General features: G+C 73.8%; 12 protein-coding genes and 1 tRNA gene. 3 read left to right on the top strand and 10 right to left on the bottom strand.

Annotated elements, in window-relative coordinates; translation table 11 throughout:
• Window positions 1–67: 67 nt before the first annotated feature.
• From F0L17_RS08170 to F0L17_RS08130, 9 genes are all read right to left on the bottom strand, one after another.
• On the bottom strand, window positions 68–1,390 hold the full coding sequence (locus tag F0L17_RS08170; protein WP_338018004.1) for an MFS transporter: 1,323 nt from the start codon (window positions 1,388–1,390) through the stop codon (window positions 68–70).
• A gap of 147 nt (window positions 1,391–1,537) precedes the next feature.
• A complete protein-coding gene (griF, locus tag F0L17_RS08165) occupies window positions 1,538–2,458 on the bottom strand; it encodes a grixazone synthase (RefSeq protein ID WP_155070539.1) in 921 nt (306 codons plus the stop codon).
• Window positions 2,459–2,482: 24 nt separating this feature from the next.
• On the bottom strand, window positions 2,483–2,878 hold the full coding sequence (locus F0L17_RS08160; RefSeq protein WP_155070538.1) for a tyrosinase family oxidase copper chaperone: 396 nt from the start codon (window positions 2,876–2,878) through the stop codon (window positions 2,483–2,485).
• A gap of 77 nt (window positions 2,879–2,955) precedes the next feature.
• Complete coding sequence (locus F0L17_RS08155; protein WP_155070537.1) at window positions 2,956–4,323, bottom strand: aldehyde dehydrogenase family protein; 1,368 nt, start codon at window positions 4,321–4,323, stop codon at window positions 2,956–2,958.
• On the bottom strand, window positions 4,323–5,381 hold the full coding sequence (locus tag F0L17_RS08150; RefSeq protein WP_155070536.1) for a class I adenylate-forming enzyme family protein: 1,059 nt from the start codon (window positions 5,379–5,381) through the stop codon (window positions 4,323–4,325). Before F0L17_RS08150 ends, F0L17_RS08155 begins: the two co-directional genes overlap by 1 nt.
• A gap of 210 nt (window positions 5,382–5,591) precedes the next feature.
• Entirely contained in the window at window positions 5,592–6,941 is a 1,350-nt protein-coding gene (locus F0L17_RS08145) for an MFS transporter (protein ID WP_155070535.1), read from the bottom strand.
• 98 nt (window positions 6,942–7,039) lie between these two features.
• Window positions 7,040–8,413, bottom strand: a complete 1,374-nt coding sequence (locus F0L17_RS08140) for an FAD-binding oxidoreductase (protein WP_338018003.1) — start codon at window positions 8,411–8,413, stop codon at window positions 7,040–7,042.
• A gap of 189 nt (window positions 8,414–8,602) precedes the next feature.
• Window positions 8,603–9,415 carry an AfsR/SARP family transcriptional regulator gene (locus F0L17_RS08135; protein WP_238419300.1) on the bottom strand — a complete coding sequence of 271 codons (813 nt, stop codon included), beginning with the start codon at window positions 9,413–9,415 and terminating at the stop codon, window positions 8,603–8,605.
• Between the two features lie 155 nt (window positions 9,416–9,570).
• Window positions 9,571–10,194 (bottom strand): NAD(P)-binding domain-containing protein, encoded by a 624-nt coding sequence (locus tag F0L17_RS08130; protein WP_155070533.1) that lies wholly within the window; start codon window positions 10,192–10,194, stop codon window positions 9,571–9,573.
• A 231-nt stretch (window positions 10,195–10,425) separates the two neighbouring features.
• On the opposite strand from F0L17_RS08130, the gene F0L17_RS08125 reads away from it, so the two are divergent.
• Window positions 10,426–11,556, top strand: coding sequence for a LuxR C-terminal-related transcriptional regulator (locus tag F0L17_RS08125; protein ID WP_162465956.1), 1,131 nt, complete (start codon window positions 10,426–10,428; stop codon window positions 11,554–11,556).
• Between the two features lie 111 nt (window positions 11,557–11,667).
• Here the strand turns inward: F0L17_RS08125 and F0L17_RS08120 are convergent.
• Window positions 11,668–11,740 (bottom strand) — tRNA-Arg (locus F0L17_RS08120).
• Window positions 11,741–12,041: 301 nt separating this feature from the next.
• Between F0L17_RS08120 and F0L17_RS08115 the strand changes: the two genes are divergently transcribed.
• Window positions 12,042–13,676 carry a dynamin family protein gene (locus F0L17_RS08115; RefSeq protein ID WP_338018002.1) on the top strand — a complete coding sequence of 545 codons (1,635 nt, stop codon included), beginning with the start codon at window positions 12,042–12,044 and terminating at the stop codon, window positions 13,674–13,676.
• On the top strand, window positions 13,673–15,721 hold the full coding sequence (locus tag F0L17_RS08110) for a GTPase (protein WP_202917851.1): 2,049 nt from the start codon (window positions 13,673–13,675) through the stop codon (window positions 15,719–15,721). The genes F0L17_RS08115 and F0L17_RS08110 overlap by 4 nt, the downstream gene beginning before the upstream one ends.
• Window positions 15,722–15,931 lie beyond the last annotated feature (210 nt).

The following is a 15,931-nucleotide window of genomic DNA, read 5'->3' as shown; positions in this document are numbered from 1 at the left end:
GGGGCCCCCTCGGCCTCCGCGGCCGGCCGTGCCGCCCCCACCTCCCGGGCGGCACGGCCGGCCGCGTTCACGTGGACGCGCCGGGACGGGAGCGCGGCACCGCCAGCAGGACCGTGACGGCCCCCACCAGACCGGCCAGCGCGAAGACGGCGAAGCCCCACTCCTCACGCCCCCGGCTCACCAGGACGCCGCCCAGCCACGGACTGACCACGGCGCCCAGCCGGCCGATCCCCGTGACCCAGCCGATGCCGGGCGCCCGCAGCGCGGGCGGGTACAGCCGCCCGGCCGCCGCGTACACCATGGTGCCGGCGCTGAACAGCCAGACCCCGGCGAGCGCGATGACGCAGTAGGCCACAGCCAACGGCGGCCGGGTGCCGAGCAGCAGCATCGACACGGCGGTCAGCGCGAACCACACACCGGCCACCGGAGCCGCGCCGAACCGCCCGGCCACCTTTCCGGCGACCAACATGCCCACGATCCCCCCGGCGTTGACGACCATGAGCAGGCCCACGGAGGAGTCGAGGCCGTAGCCGGAGGACCGCATCAGCTGCGGCAGCCAGGTGCTCACGCCGTAGACGAGCATCAACCCGCAGAAGGAGGCGACCCACAGCAGCAGGGTCGTTCGGCGCCGGCCCGCGTCGACCAGGTCCGCCACGGCCCTCAGCCGTCCGGACACGCCGCCGGTGGGGGTGTCGGCGGCCTCGGGGAGCGGCAGACCGTACCGCTCGGCGGTGTCCGCCGCGCGGTCGGCGTGCCCCCGGGAGTACAGCACGGCCGGGGACTCCGGCATCCGGAGCAGGAGCAGGAGCACGGCCGGGACGGCCGGCAGGACGCCCGCGGCGAAGGCCCAGCGCCACCCGTGGGAGGGGGCCACGGCCAGGCCGATGCCCGTCGCGGTCATGCCGCCCGCGTGGTAGGCCGTCATCAGCACGCCGGTGGCCAGGGCCACCCGCCCGGCCGGCGCGAACTCCGCGACCACGGCGAGGCAGGTCGGCAGCAGCCCGCCCAGGCCGAGCCCGGCGAGGAAGCGTCCGGCGCCGAAGGACACGGGATCGCCGGCCAGGGCGCAGACCCCGGATCCCACGGAGAAGACCACGACGCAGGAGACCGTCATCGGGCGCCGGCCGAACCAGTCCATGGTGTTGCCGGCGCCCAGCGCGCCCAGCAGCATGCCGAAGGTGGTCCAACTGCCGATGGTTCCGGCCGTGGCGGGGTCGAGGCCGAACCCGGTGTCGTCGAGCATGTACGGCATGACGGCCCCGTACACCATGACGTCGAAGCCGTCGAAGAAGACCGCCGTCCAGCACAGGGCGAGCACGGGCGCCGCGGCGCCCAGCCCCTGGGGCGGGCGCGCGGCCCGTGGGCCGCGCGGACGTGTCACGGAGAGCACTGCGACCTCCGGGGGGAAGAGGGGACGGGGAGGGAGGAGCGGGCCGCGTCCCGAGGCGGGCGCCGAGGGGCTCCGCCCGGCACACCGCCTCGCGAACGCGCAAGGCGCCGGGCAGCGGAGGATCCACTGCCCGGCGCCGGGTGGAGGTCACTTGTCGTAGCGGTACCACTTGGTGTGGTCGATCAGCTTCGCGGGGGTCAGGGTGTGCCACGGGCCCAGCGGGGTGTGCAGGTCGGGCACGTCCTGGGTGTCCGTCAGGGGCAGGTAGTGCGGCACGTCGGGGTGGCGCTCCTGCCACAGGGCCCAGCACCGGTCGATCATGCAGTGGTTGAGGAAGAACACCGGGTCGTTGGGCGAGCCGATGTACATCATGTGGCCGCCCACCCAGACGTGGCCGGCCCCGTGCAGCTTGCCGAGCTTCTCCTCCCAGGGGAACTTGACGTACCCCTCCAGGTGGTTGCGGAAGCTCTCGAACGGCGGCTCGCCGCCCGAGGTGTGGTTCCACGGCGGGCAGTCGTAGACGGGGAGGGCGAGCGTGTCGTCCAGCTCCTTGGACGTGGGGAGCCGGTCGGTGAGCGTGCCCATGTCGCGCACCAGGAAGTCGCGGTCGTCGTGGGTGTAGTTGCCGTTGAGGGCGGGGTTCTCGTCACCGACCGGGACGACGCTGATGTCGAGGACCCAGCCGTTGTCACGGGCGAAGGGGCCGGTCATCACCCGGCGGTCGCCGGGCCGCCCGTTGCCTCCCATGAACTCCTCGTCCCACAGGGGGGAGTCCTCGCCCTGGTCCACGGTCCAGTCCCAGTACGGCAGGGTGACGCGGGGATCGACCTTCTGCAGCTCCCGCTCGAACCGCAGCAGGTACTGGCGGTGCCAGGGCAGGAAGCCGGGGTTGACGTGCCCGAGCCGCTTGCCGGTCTCCTTGTCGAGGTAGTCCATGGAGTTGACGCGGATGTGCAGCGCGACGAACCGGTCGTAGATCCCTCTGCGCTTGATCTCCAGGACCGCGTTGACGAAGCGGCGCTTCTCCTCGCGGGTCATGTCCAGGTGGTTCTTGCGGATGTGCACCATGGTGGGCTCCGTTCGTGGGGCGGGTCAGACGACGGTGACGTGGGAACCGTGGGCGCTGGGCAGCAGGGCGGCCCCGCGCAGCTCGTCGACCGCCCGCCGTGCGGCGACCAGGGGAGTGGGGGCCATCTCGTAGTGGCACATCGAGCTGAGGTAGGCGTCGTCCGCGAACTTCATCAGGTGCAGCGGACGGTCGTCGATGAAGACGCCGCCTCCGGCGGCCGCGGCGGCGATCCGTATCGTCCGCCCCTTGTACCGCTCCGTGTACTCGGTGTCCTCGGCGTTGTCGGTGCCGGCGGCGCGGGCCCGCGCCGCCGCCGGGTCCGCGGACAGGGCGCCGGTGGCGAGCGGCACGCCCGCCGCGGCGGCGGCCAGCGTCGTGCCGGCCGCCAGCTTGACCACGTCTCGCCTGTTCACGTCCATGGAAAGGGGTCCCTTCTGATCGGTGACGGTGGAGGGAACGGTGGAGGAAACGAGGAGCGGGAGGACGCCTTTCGGGGTCAGTCCCGGACCACGACTCCCTTGGGCTCCAGCAGGAACTGGGTGTAGTTGTCGTCGTGCGGGATGCCGGGGACGGCGGTCCAGGGCAGCACGGTGCCGCGCGTCACCTTGCGCACGCTCGGCTCGCGCACGGCCGCGTCGACCAGGTCCTCGCGGTCCGTCAGGAGGTTCAGGACGAGCGAGTCGCGCAGGGGGGCCACCCCGTCGGCCTCGGACCACGGCGCGACGACGACGAACGGGAAGGGCAGTTCGGTGCCGACCGCCGGGTGGTCCGGCCGGTTCGCCGAGAGGACCACCGGCCGCAGCAGGAAGGAGCCGTCCGCCAGTTCGACCACCGACTCGCCCGGGTCGAACCGGGCGCTGTGGTCGGTCAGCTCGGCGCGGAGCGCGACGACCTGCCGGCGTATCCGCTCCGCCCGCTCCCGGTCGGCGACGAGCAGGGTGGCCTGCTCGTCCGTGGCGGGGAGGGAGGGCAGGCGGCCCAGCCGCTCGGCGAGCCGGTCCGCCACCTCGCCGACCGGACGGGAGGTGAGCACGGCGGACAGGTTGGTGCACCGGGTGCCGCCGTCGAAGGAGGCGGACACCGCCAGGTGCTCCACCACGGCGTCGTCGGGGTCGGCGTCGAGCAGGGCCTTGGTGCGCCCGGGGCCGCGCACCGCGACCGACTCGTGGCCCTGCCACCGCCGCACCGCGCTGTCGCCGCCGTAGACGATGCCGCGGTCGGCCTCGCGCAGCAGGAACTCGCCGGTCCGGTGCGAACAGGGCAGGTAGGCCACCTTCTCCGGCGGCAGTCCGGCGGCCAACAGGGCCCGCATCAGCCGCCTGGCGGTGAAGGGGTCCCGACTGCCGGGCCTGACCAGCACGCTGTACCCGTGGAAGAGGGCCTGCGCCCAGGCCACGTTGGGCACCGGGTGGTTGCTGGCCATCACGGCGGTGAAGGTCCGGCCCCGGGGCACCCAGCGGGTGTCGAAGCCCGGACCGAAACCCGTGCTCGGCAGTTCGGCCGCCGTCGTCTGGGGAAGCTCCGCCAACTCGGTGACGAGGTCCTCCACCGCCTGTGCCACCGCCGCCGCCGTGAGCCCGGTGGCCCGCGAGACGCGCGCCGCGTACTCCCGGGGGTCCTCGTCGTCGAGGACCTCCTCGGCGAACAGGCGGGCCGCCTCGGCGAAGACGCCGGCTCCGGGACTTCGGCCGTCGGCGTGCCGCCGGATCTCCCCGAGCGCCGACAGGGCCAGCAGGTGGGGCGCGAGACCGACGTCGGCCAGGTCGCCGCCGAGGACGCTCGGCAGCCGGGAGCGGTCGGCGCTGTGCACGGTCCGGCCGCAGACGTACGGGTCGACGGTGACGAGGGTCGCGACGTCGCTCATCAGTAGACCCCCTCGATGACGCGCACGTCGCCGATCTCCCGGTACGTCTGGACGTCCGCGAGGCCGTCGACGGGCGAGCCGGGGCGCGGCTCGACCCGTATCGCGCTGTCCCGCTCCAGGATGTTGGGCAGGAACATCTCCTCGGTCACCAGGTGCAGCCGCACCCGGCCGCGTTCGCCGTACCCGACCCGCCGCCCCTCGCCGTCCACGAGCTCCAGCCGGGTGGTGGCCGGGAACGGTTCGAACACGCAGGGGTGGGGGTCGCCGGGCGCGGCCGGCCGTTGGGGGGCCACGCCCATCAGGCTGTTGCCGTAGATGCCCACCACCGCCGCGTCGGGGAAGAACACCTCGTCGATCTGGCGGAGGCTCTCCGTGCTGATGGACGTGCCCGCCCAGATCACGGCCCGGACCTTGGCGCGCACCATCTCGTAGAGCTCGCCGCGGGCGCAGAGGGCCTCCAACAGCGGGGGAGTGATGTTGAGGACGGCGACGTCCTGGGTGCGGAGGATCGTTTCGGCCTGGTCCAGCAGGTGCTGGACGTACTCGTCGGCGTCGTCCTCGCGCCCCTCGGCCAACAGGCGCTTGACCCAGCGCGGGTCCAGGTCGACGGTGTAGAAGACGCCCCCGCCGAGCGCGGCGTAGCGCGCGACGTCGAAACCGATGACGTGCGGGCCACTGGGGCCCAGGTGCAGCCAGTTGCCGCCCTCCGGCACCCCGGACTCGACGAGCCGGCGCCGGGCCCACTCCAGCATGTGCGACCGGTAGCCGCTGTCCACGATGCGCTTGGGCGATCCCGTGGTGCCGCCCGAGTCGTAGACCCGGAAGGACCGGTCCGCCAGGCCCCGGGGGATCAGGTCTTGGGCCGGCACCGTGCGCAGCTCGGCACTGACGTCGGGGAACCGGGTGAGGTCGTCGATCCCCTGGACGTCGGCGATGGGGTCGAAGCCGAGCGTCCCACGCTTCCCCAGCCAGAAGGGCGAGCCCGTGTCCTCCCCGAAGTGCCAGGCCGTCAACTTGCGTATGTGAGCGTCGAACTCGGTGTCCGCGACAGGTGTCATGGCTTCTCGTGGCCTCTCTCAACGCGTGCGGGAGCCGGCCCGCCCATCGTCGGGCCGGTGGCTATCACCGCCGTATCGCCGGTGTTTCGCGGACCGGGGCCGACGACGGCCCGTTCGTCCGCTCGCCCGCCGGGGGAGCCCACCACGCGACCGAGGCCACGGCCCCGGGGGTGGGGGCCGTGGCCTCGGCGTACCGGACCGGGCGCGGGGCTAGCGGTCGCGCCGGTCGAGGGTGAGGGCGAGCGGGACGGCCAGGAGCGGGAAGACCGCGACGGCCCCCACCACGCCCGTCAGGGACACGGACTTCACCAGGGCCCCCGCGGCGGCGCTGCCCACGCCGCCCCCGACGAAGAAGGCCAGGTTCAGCAGGCCCATGGCGCCGCCTCGCAGCGCCGGTTCGATGCGGGTGGACATCAGCCCGGTCGTGACGACCTGGGTGACGGCGAAGGCGGCGAAACCGAGGGAGGCTCCGACGACGGGCAGGAAGGCCGCCTCCGCGAGCAGGGAGCCGGCGAGCGCCACGGCCGTGGCGCCGGCGATCACGGACAGCAGCCTGCCGCCGCTCCCGGCGAGTCGCCCGGCGAAGCGGGAGAGCACCGCGCCGACCACGGCACCGGGCAGCAGCCAGGCGCCGACGGCCAGGACGCTCCAGCCGTGCTCGCGGACCAGGACCTGCGGCACCGCGTACATCGCGCCGAACAGGCCCGCGTACACCCCGACGCCGGTGGCGGCGGCGCGCAGGAAGGTGCTGTCCGTGACCAGCCCGCGGGGCACGAACGAGGACTCCGAGGAACGGACGCGCAGCACCAGGCCGGCGCCGGCCAGCACCAGGGCGGCACCGAGCGCGACCACGACGGGGGCGGACAGGCTGAGGGCGGAGACCTGGAGCAGGAGCAGGAACGACATCGCCGCGACGGTGAGCAGGACGGCACCCGGCAGGTCCAGCGGCCGGCCGGAGCCGCGCCGGGCCGCGGCCGGGCGCAGGCACAGCGGGACGGCGAGCAGGGAGAGCGCCGGCAGGACGAGGGTGATGCGCCAGGTGACCCACTGGGTGAACACCCCGCCCGCGAGGGTGGCGCTCGCGGAGAAGACCGCCATGGTCGCGCCGAACCCGGCCAGGACCCTGGGGCGGTCGGCCGGGTCGGAGGAGGCGGAGAGGGCCAGGGCGTTCGACGTCATGGCGCCGGACCCGGCCGCCAGGACGAACCGGCCGGCGACCAGGACTCCGATGTTGGGGGCCAGCAGACAGATCACGGCCCCGACCGCCAGCACCACCGAGCCGATCAGCATGGAGGCGCGCACTCCGCGGGAGTCGGCGAGCCGACCGAAGAGCGCCGTCCCCACGCCGAGCGCGAGGGCGTGCGCGGTCAGCACCCAGGCGGCGGCCGAGGCGGTGGTGTTCAGGGAGGAGGCGACGTCGGGGAGCGCGACGCCCGCCGCGGTGACTCCGAAGACCGCGGGACCGAAGAGGGCTCCGTAGCGCAGGCCGGCGGAGCGGGGGCTGAGGGGGACCGGACTGGGGACAGCCGCGGTGGTGGGCGCGACCGGATTGGTGGTCATGGCGATTCCTTGTGGCGAGAGCGAGCGGGTTGCGTACCTGCTGACGGGAGGCGGTGCGGTGGTGCGGCGGTGCCTTCCGGGCCCGACACGGAAGGCGCCTACGGGGCGGGCGGAACGGTGTGGCCCAGCCTGAAGAGGTTCCGCGGGTCGTACAGCGCCTTCAGCCGCGTCAGACGGGCGTAGGCGTCCGGGGTGTAGCAGTCCGCGGCGGCGTCGGCCGTGTCGGGACCGGCGAGGAAGTTGAGGTACCTGCGCCCGGTGCCCCAGCGGGCCATCGGGCCCAGTACGCGGTCGGGGGAGCCCGGCGGGGAGAGGGTGGCCAGGGTGAACGACCCGTCCCTGCCGCTCACGGCGTTGGGCACGGCCGCCGGGCGGCCGAGGGCTCCGCCCAGGTGCCGCAGCTCCACCACCAGGTCCGTGTTCGGCGACTCGGGCCCGGCCACCGCCATCAGGGTGTCCAGCGCCTCACGGTCGAGGTCGCGCAGCACGATGTTGCGCTCGTGGTAGGGCAGCGGTTCCGTGGGGTCCTGGTGGATCCGGGGGACCTCCGCGTACGGCATCTCGTCGACCGTGTCCGCGAGGGCGGGACCGACGGCCCGCAGCGGGCGGACGAGCCGTTCCCCCTCCTCCGCGGAGCCGGCGAAGGCGATGCGCAGGTGCGCGGCCGGGCGACCGCGCAGGAACTCCGGCACCGCGGGCACGTCCGGCAGGCGGAGCAGCGCCACCGAGGAGGTCATGGACTCGGGAACGGTCCCGGTCCACTCCCGCCAGGTGTCGAAGAGCCGCGCGGCCGACTCGGCCGGGAAGTAGACGCCACCCCCGTACAGTCGCCGAACGGGCATCAGGCGGAACTCCAGGGCCGTGACGATGCCGAGGGAGCCCTTGCCGCCGCGCAGCGCCCAGAACAGGTCGCCGTTGCGGTCCGCGGTGACCGTGCGGAGGAGCCCGTCGGCCGTCACGACCTCGATCCGGGTGACGTGGTCGGCCGCGTAGCCGTACCGGCGACCGAGCGGGCCGAGCCCGCCGCCCAACGTGTACCCCACCACCCCGACCAGGTGGGAGGAGCCGTTGAGCGGGGCGAGGTGGTGGCGGGCGGCCGCCGAGATGACCTGGTGCCACCGGGCCCCGGCCTCGACGCGCGCGATCCGGGCGGCCGGGTCCACCCGGACGGCGTTCATGCGGCGCGTGCCGACGAGGACACCGCCCTCGGCGGGGGCCGCGATGCCGTGGCCGGTGGCCTGCACCCCGATCGGGAGGTCCTCGGCGGCGGCGAAGCGCACCGCGTCGACGATGTCGTCGGGATCGACCGCCGCCACCACCAGGGAGGGGCGGTGCCGTGCGATCCGGTTGAATCCGGCCAATTCGGCCTCGTACTCCGGGTCGTCCGGTGTGAACACCTCCCCCTTCACGCCGGAGGCGAGCCGATCCACCCTCTCCTCCGGGATGGCCGGGGTCCGTGTCTGCTCCGTCACGGGCGTCCCCCTCTCTCTGCGGTGCTGTTCGTCGTGCCGTTGTTCCGGCTGTGACCAGCAGTCTTTCCGCGGTCGAAAGGGTTCTCCATCCCTCCTCCCGAGGGACCTGGGGGACCGGGCCCCCCTCAAGCGAGGGGGGCGGCGCGACGGTGCGCCCCGCCCGGGGCCGATCGGCCCCGGGCGGGGCGTTCAGGAGCGCGACCAGGCGGACCGGAGGCTCTCCTCGCGCAGCAGGGCGATTTCCTTCTCCAGGAGCGCGATCCGGTCCTGCGGAGGAAGAGCGGGGAAGGCCGCCTCCGGATTCCCGGAGCGGTGGTGCGAGGCCGGCGCGGGCACGTTGGAGAGGGGGCCCGCCGTGGCGTCGCCGAGAATGAACCGTTCGATGGAGCGCAGCCGTTCGCCGGGCTCGATGCCGAGTTCGTCGCAGAACATCCTGCGCGTTTTGCGGAACAGCGCCAGTGCGTCGGCCGTCCGCCCCGAGCGGAACAGAGCCAACATGAGTTGTGCCGCGAGCGTCTCGCGGAAGGGGTGTTCGGCGACGTGCCGCGCCAGTTCACCCAGGATCTTGCGGTGGTTTCCCAGTTCCAGTTCCAGCTCGAAACAGTCCTCCAGCGCGGAGTAACGGTCCTCGTGGTACTTCAGGGCGATGCTCTCCAACAGGGGACTGTCCAGGCCGGCGCCGATCGGGCCCCGCCACAGGCCGAGGGCCTCCCGGAACATCCGGACGGTGGACTCGCGGTCCGTGACCCGCGCCTGTGCGCGGGTCCGGGCCAGGAGGTCCCCGAAGAGGTGGAGGTCGGTCTCCTCCGCGGGAGCCCGCAGGCGGTAGCCGGTCTTGTGCGTTTCGATGGTGGCGGCGACCCCGCCCGCCGCGAACTGTCTCCGGAGTGACGAGACACATATTCTTATCTGGCTGCGGGCCGTGGCCGGTGGCGATTCACCCCATATTGCCTGGATCAGGCGCGGAGCCTCGATCACGCGGTCGATTTCGAGTAACAGCATGGTCAGCAGGATGTGCTGTCGGTTTCCGCTGAGTTTGACCTCGCCGTTCGTGCCGTGCACGACAAGAGGTCCCAATAAGCGGAAGGAAAGATGCCCACCCACGAATTCCCCCCAACCTTCCATTGGCATAGAAAGTGTTGCGTCGTCTGGGTAGTTCACCAGTCGGGGAGGAACTTGACTCCCCAACCTTCCGTCGTCAGCAGCCGGTCGCTCAGCTCCCTCCCGAGACAGGCTATAGCGTCCAGAGCGTCGGCCTTGTCGAGTGTCCCGGCATCCAGGGCCCGCAGCCCCGAGAGGTTCATCATTTCGGCCACCGCCACCTTGGCGTCCTCGTCGTCCGACGCCACGAACATGTCGACGGGCAGGCCGTCGATCCGCCCCGAGTAGACGGCGTCGGCGTCCGCCGCCGCGAAGATCTTCACCCACCTGGCCGCCGGCGCCGCCGTCACCAGGTCGCCCGTGACGGTCGTGACCACCGCGTCCGGGAGCGGGGGCGCGGTGGCGTCCACCAGGAACTTCCCCGCCAATGCCGTGGCCCGGTCCCGCACGAAGGCGAGCGACTCGTCCCTGTCCGGCGTCAGCATGACGAGACGGGGGCTCAGGGCGCCCCGCACCGAGGAGGCCAGCACCGCCCCGGGAGCGCCGGCCGCCGCCTCGGCGGCCACCTTTCGAGCCTTCCCGATGCTGCGGTCCGCCAGCAGCACCACGGCGCCCGCCAGCGCCGCCCGCCGGGCCAGTGCCCTGCCCATGCCGCCGGCTCCGATGACTCCAACCCGCATGGCCTGGTCGACTCCTTGACTTTTCCGGGAGCAGTGGCGTTTCTTCTTTCCGCACCGCCGGGGCGGTGGTCCCGCGCCCCGCTTCGAGCCCCCTGTCGGTCGCGCGCCGCCGGGAACACTTGCCCAATCGGGGTCCGCTTTCCATCCCTCATTCGGGGGAGGGAGCCGCGTGCTTCCGCACCCCCCAAACGAGGGGTTGGCGAGGCCGCCGCCGGTTGGGAGGATCGAGGTGTGACCGGTCCGAGCTCCTCCCGAATCGAAGTCGGCCGTACCGAACTGCTCTCGCGGGCCGCGAAGGCCACCGACGCGCTCGGCATGTTCGCCGAGGCCTCGCACCACCTGCGCAGGCTCATGCCCTACGACGCGGCGGTCTGGCGGGTCACCGATCCGCTGACCGGGATGATGGCCGCCCCGATCCGCGCCGAGAACCTCGACGAGGGCGGGTGTGCCGTCTACTGGGAGAGCGAGCTGTTCACCGAGAACATCAACCTCTTCCGGGATCTCGCCCGGGCCCCCGTGCCGGTCGCCGGACTGCGCGAGTCCACCGGGGACCTCCCGGCGCGCAGCAGCCTGTACCAGGAGTTCATGCGCCCGCGCGGACTCCAGGACGAGCTGCGCGCCGTCCTGCGGATCGGCGGACGTCCCCACGGCCACATCAGCCTCTTCCGGGCGAAGGGGCGCCCCGCGTTCGGCGCCACCGAGATGAAGCTGATCGAGAGCCTGGTCACCCCACTGGCCAAGAGGTTGCGCGCCTTCGCGGAGCCCACCCCCCAGGCCCTGCCCGACGCCCGACACGGTCCCGGGCTGCTCCTGTTCGACGCGTCCGGAGCGCTGCTCTCGGCCAACGAGGACGCGCGTGCCCATCTGGAGGACCTGCCCGACGGGCCGGCCACCTCCTTCCAGCTCGGTCTGCGCGTCCCGGCCTGGGTGCAGTCGACCGCCTTGAAGGCGCGCGCCATCGCCCAGGAGCGGGACCGCGGACAGGCCCGCGTGCGGGTGCGCACCCGCAGCGGGCGGTGGCTGGTCTGTCACGCCTCGTGCCTGCGCGAGGCCGACGGGAAGCTGGGCCCTTCCGCGGTGGTCATCGAGCCGGCGAAGACGTCGGAGATCGTCCCGCTGATCGTCGAGGCGTACGAGCTGACGGAGCGGGAGACGGAGGTGACCCGGCTCATCGCCCGGGGACTGCCCACCGGGGAGATCGCCGAGCGGCTCCACCTCTCCCCGCACACGGTGCGCGATCACGTCAAGAGGGTCTTCGAGAAGGTGGGGGTCTCCAGCCGGGGCGAGCTGGTGGGGAAGCTGTTCACGGAGTACTACGCCCCGTTCGCGGACGACGGCATGGTGCGCGTCCACGACGCCTGACCGGGCCCGCGGGCACCGTCGCGGAGCCCGGCCGGTTCCTTCCACACGGAGGCCCGGCCGGGCTCCGCCCTTGGGCGCTCCTCGGCGATGGGCGCGGCACTGGGCCGGCGGCGCCCCCGGCAGGACTCGAACCTGCGGCCAAGCGCTTAGAAGGCGCCTGCTCTATCCACTGAGCTACGGGGGCCGAAAGCGGTCACGGACGGACGGTGGGGCGCCCCCCGGGAACCTTGCCGCGACAAGGATAGGGGCCCGGACGGTTCCTCCCCGTTGCTTCACGTCCGCGACACCCTGTGGAGGTTCAGTGAAGCGGTCCGATAATCGCAGGCGAGTACGAATCATGCATCGGTTTGCGCGCTCCGGCGCAGGGGTGTTGTGCAGTCGTTATGCCGTTCAGCCTCACCGTTACGCGAGCCACAGGGGTCAAAACACCTCGTTCTAGGCCGAATGCGCTTCAAAAAACGCTCTAATTTGGGCATTCTTCACATGTGGCGATCTTGGAAGCTAGGACCGAACTGCTCGACGCGCTCAACACGCTGCGTGACCGCGTCGCCGCAGCCCGCTTTCCGTTGCCGCTCCCCGGGGCCGAGCGCGCCCGGCGCTGTCGCAACGAGCTGCTCGCCCAGCTCGACGACTACCTGGTGCCCCGGCTGCGCGCCCCCGAGGCGCCGCTGCTCGTCGTGGTCGGGGGGTCCACCGGCGCCGGCAAGTCCACCCTGGTCAACTCGATCGTCGGACGGCGGATCAGCGACGCGGGGGTGCTGCGCCCCACCACCCGCACCCCCGTGCTCGTCTGCCACCCCACCGACCAGCACTGGTTCGCCGGCCCCCGGATCCTGCCCCGACTGAGGCGGGTGTGGACGCCCCGCCGCGACGACCGTCCCGCGGACGGGGAGGAGCCGACCGCCGTCGCCGACGACGACCCCTCGACCGAGGAGGCGGACGTCCCGCCCGCGCTCGCCGTGGAGACCGCCGAATCCGTGCCCACCGGGGTGGCCCTCCTGGACTCGCCCGACATCGACTCCCTGGTGACCGCCAACCGAGAGCTGGCCGCCGAGCTGTTCTGCGCCGCCGACGTGTGGGTGTTGGTCACCAGCGCCTCCCGGTACGCCGACGCCGTCCCCTGGCACCTGCTGCGCGCCGCCCGTGAGTACGACGTGACCCTGGCCACCGTGCTGGACCGGGTGCCCCACCAGGTGGCGGCCGAGGTCTCCCGGCACTACACCGCCCTGCTGGAACGTGCCGGACTCGGTGACGTGCCGTGCTTCACCGTCCCCGAGCTGCCCGAGTCCACCCGCGGCGGCTGTGGACTGCTGCCCGCCACGGCCGTCGCCGAGCTGCGCGAGTGGCTGCTCCACCAGGCCCGGGACCCCGCCGTCCGCGTGGTCGCCGCCGACCGGACCGCGTCCGGGGTACTGGCCTCGCTGCGCTCCCGCGTCCCCGAGCTGGCGGCCGCCGCGGCGGCCCAGCACGCCGCCGCGCTGCGGTTGATGCGGCACATCGAGGACGCCTACGACGCGGTCGGCGAACGGGTGCGGCGGCAGCTCGCCGACGGGGAGCTGCTGGCCGGCGACGCCCTGGCCCGCTGGCGGGGCTTCCCGCAGGACAGCGGTGGCGACGAGCTCCTGGACGCCTTCTGCGACGGCCTGTCGGCGCTGTTGCGCGGTGCCGTCGGCGACGCCGACGAGCGGGCCGCCGAGGCCTGGCGCCGTGAACCCGGGGCGCCGGAGTGCGGGCGCGCCGACGAACTGGCGGCGGAACGCGTCGACATCCAGGTGCGGCGCTGGCGGCGCTGCCTGGAGGAGCTGGCGGAGGAGGAGTCGCGGACCGCCGACGGCTGCCCGTTGTCGGCGGAGGAGGTGGCGGCCCTGCTCGCCGCCGCCGCCCTGGGCGGACGCCGCGCCCGGGGCGCGGGCGACGCGCTGGCCGTCGCGCTGGGCGCGGGCGTCGCCGGACGGCTGCGCGACCAGGGCGACGGGTTGTTGGAGGAGTGCCTGGACCGGGTGCTGCGGGGGGAGCGCGCCTACCGGCTGGCGCCCCTGAAGGATCTCGACGCCACCCCCGGCCAGCAGGTGGCCCTGATCGCGGCCCTGTCGGTGCTGTGGAGGAGGAAGAGGAGGTGACCGAGGTGACGCCGGACGTCCGCACGGACACGGGGACGGACACGGAAGCGGGAACGAGCGCGGGAACGGTCGAGGAGGTGGCCGAGAGCACGAACGCCGAGAGCACGAACACGGCGTCGGAGGGCGGCGGGGCCTGGGACGACGGCCTGATCGCCCGCAGGGCCCACCCGGACGCCTCCCGGGACGGCCGCGCGTTCGGCGGGCCCGACCGGAGCCGTGGGGACGCCGGGTGGGAGCCGTTCCCCCCGGAACCGTTCGCCGGCACCCGTTGGGAGGACGCCCGTCAGGGGCGCCGCCGGACCGGCCGGGAGGGCGACCGGCGCCTGGAGGCGCGCTTCGGCGCCGTGCCGATGTCCGCCGTGGGGGAGGCGGAACCGTTGCGCGGGAGGCTGCGCGCGCTGCGGGAGCTGGTCGGTCTCTCCCGCACCCGGCTGGACGGCGAGGTGCTGGAGGAGGCGGGACGCGTCCTGGACGAGGCGGGCGCGCGCGGCCGGCTGCCGCGGACGTACACCACCGTCGCCGTCGCCGGAGCCACCGGCAGCGGAAAGTCGATGCTGTTCAACACGCTCGCCGGGGTCCGGTTCTCCGCGACCGGGCTGCGCCGCCCCACCACCGCCGTGCCCGTCGCCTGCGTCTGGGAGGGCGAGTGGGACGGCGGCGCCGACGGGTTGCTGGAACGGCTCGGCGTGCCGCCCCGGGCCCGGCGCCGGGTGCAGCCCCGCGATGCCGCCCTGCGCGGCCTCGTCCTCATCGACCTGCCCGACCACGACTCCGCGGCCCCCGGCCACCGCGAACAGGTCGACCGGATGCTGAGGCTGGTGGACGCGGTGGTCTGGGTGACCGATCCGGAGAAGTACGCGGACGCCGCGCTGCACGAGCGCTACCTGCGACCGCTGGCCGGCCACGCCGAGGTGACGTTCGTGGTGCTCAACCAGACCGACCGGCTGCCCGCGGACGCCGTCGACACCGTCATGGACGACCTGCGGCGGCTGCTGGACGAGGACGGCATGGCCCTGGGGGAGCACGGCGAGCCCGGTGCCACCGTCCTGGCGCTCTCGGCCCTCACCGGCGAGGGCGTGGAGGAACTGCGGCAGTCGCTGGGCGAGCTGGTCTCGGGGCGGCGGGCGGCGGAGCTCCGGCTGGCCGCCGACGTGGACGGCGCCGTCGCCCGACTCCGCCCCGTCTACATGGTCGACACCCCCTACGGCCCGGTCGGGCTGACCGAGCGGGCCCGCGAGGACTTCGAGGACCGGTTGGCCTCGGCGGTGGGCGCGACGGCGGCCGGGCAGACCGCCGAACGCCTCTGGCTGCGGCACGCCGAGCACGCCTGCGGCACCCCCTGGGCCCGGCTGCTGCGCTGGTACGAGACCCGGCGCGGACGCGGCGAGACGGCCGCGGCGCCCGTGCCGTCCCCGCCCGTGCCGTCCCCGCCCGTGCGGGGCGTGGCCGGGGAGGGGTTCGGGGACGGGGGCGGGAGCGCACCCGCGGTGGCCCGCCCCGTCCTGGCGCAGGCGGTGCGCACGCTGGCGGAGGAGGCGTCGGCCGGGCTGCCGCAACCGTGGGCGAAGTCGGTGCGGGACGCGGCCTGGCGGGGTGCCGCCGGACTGCCGGAGGCGTTGGAGGAGGCGATCGTCGGGAGCGGGAGCGGGGAGGACGGTGCGGGAGGCGGGGGCGTGCGCCCACCGCGTCCGCGCTGGTGGACGGTGGTCGCGTGCACCCAGTGGCTGCTGCTGGTCGTCCAGGCGTTGGGCGCGTACCTGCTGGTGGACCTGGTCGCCGGGGGACCGGGGCGGGTCGGCGTCTGGCTCCCGGTGGGGCTCCTGACCGGTGGCGCGCTGGCCGGGCCGCTGCTGGCCTGGAGCTGCCGGATCGCGGCACGGGGACCGGCGCGGGCCTACGGACTGGAGAGGGAGCGCGGGCTGCGGCGGCTCGCCACGGGGTGGGGGCAGGCGTGGGTGCTGGAGCCGGTGGCCGCCGAGTTGCTGCGCTACCGCGAGGTGCGTGAGCAGTACGTCATCGCCGCGGGCGGGACCGACCGCGCATGAGCGAGTGGGCGGGACCGACCGCGCATGAGCGAGTGGGCGGGACCGACCGCGCGTGAGCGAGTGGGCGACACCGGCCGAGCGGTTGCGAGTGCAGCAGGGCGAACGGGACGGGGAACGGTGGACGTCAAGGGAGTTGATACGGCGTCAGTTGGGGTGATCCGGCCCACGACACCTCGACCTTTCTCCGTGCCGCTCGTACGCTTCCCAACA

The organism is Streptomyces taklimakanensis (assembly GCF_009709575.1).
Taxonomy (GTDB): Bacteria; Actinomycetota; Actinomycetes; order Streptomycetales; family Streptomycetaceae; genus Streptomyces; species Streptomyces taklimakanensis.
Note: the sequence above shows the minus strand (reverse complement) of the source record. Positions and strands in the feature narration are given on the sequence as shown.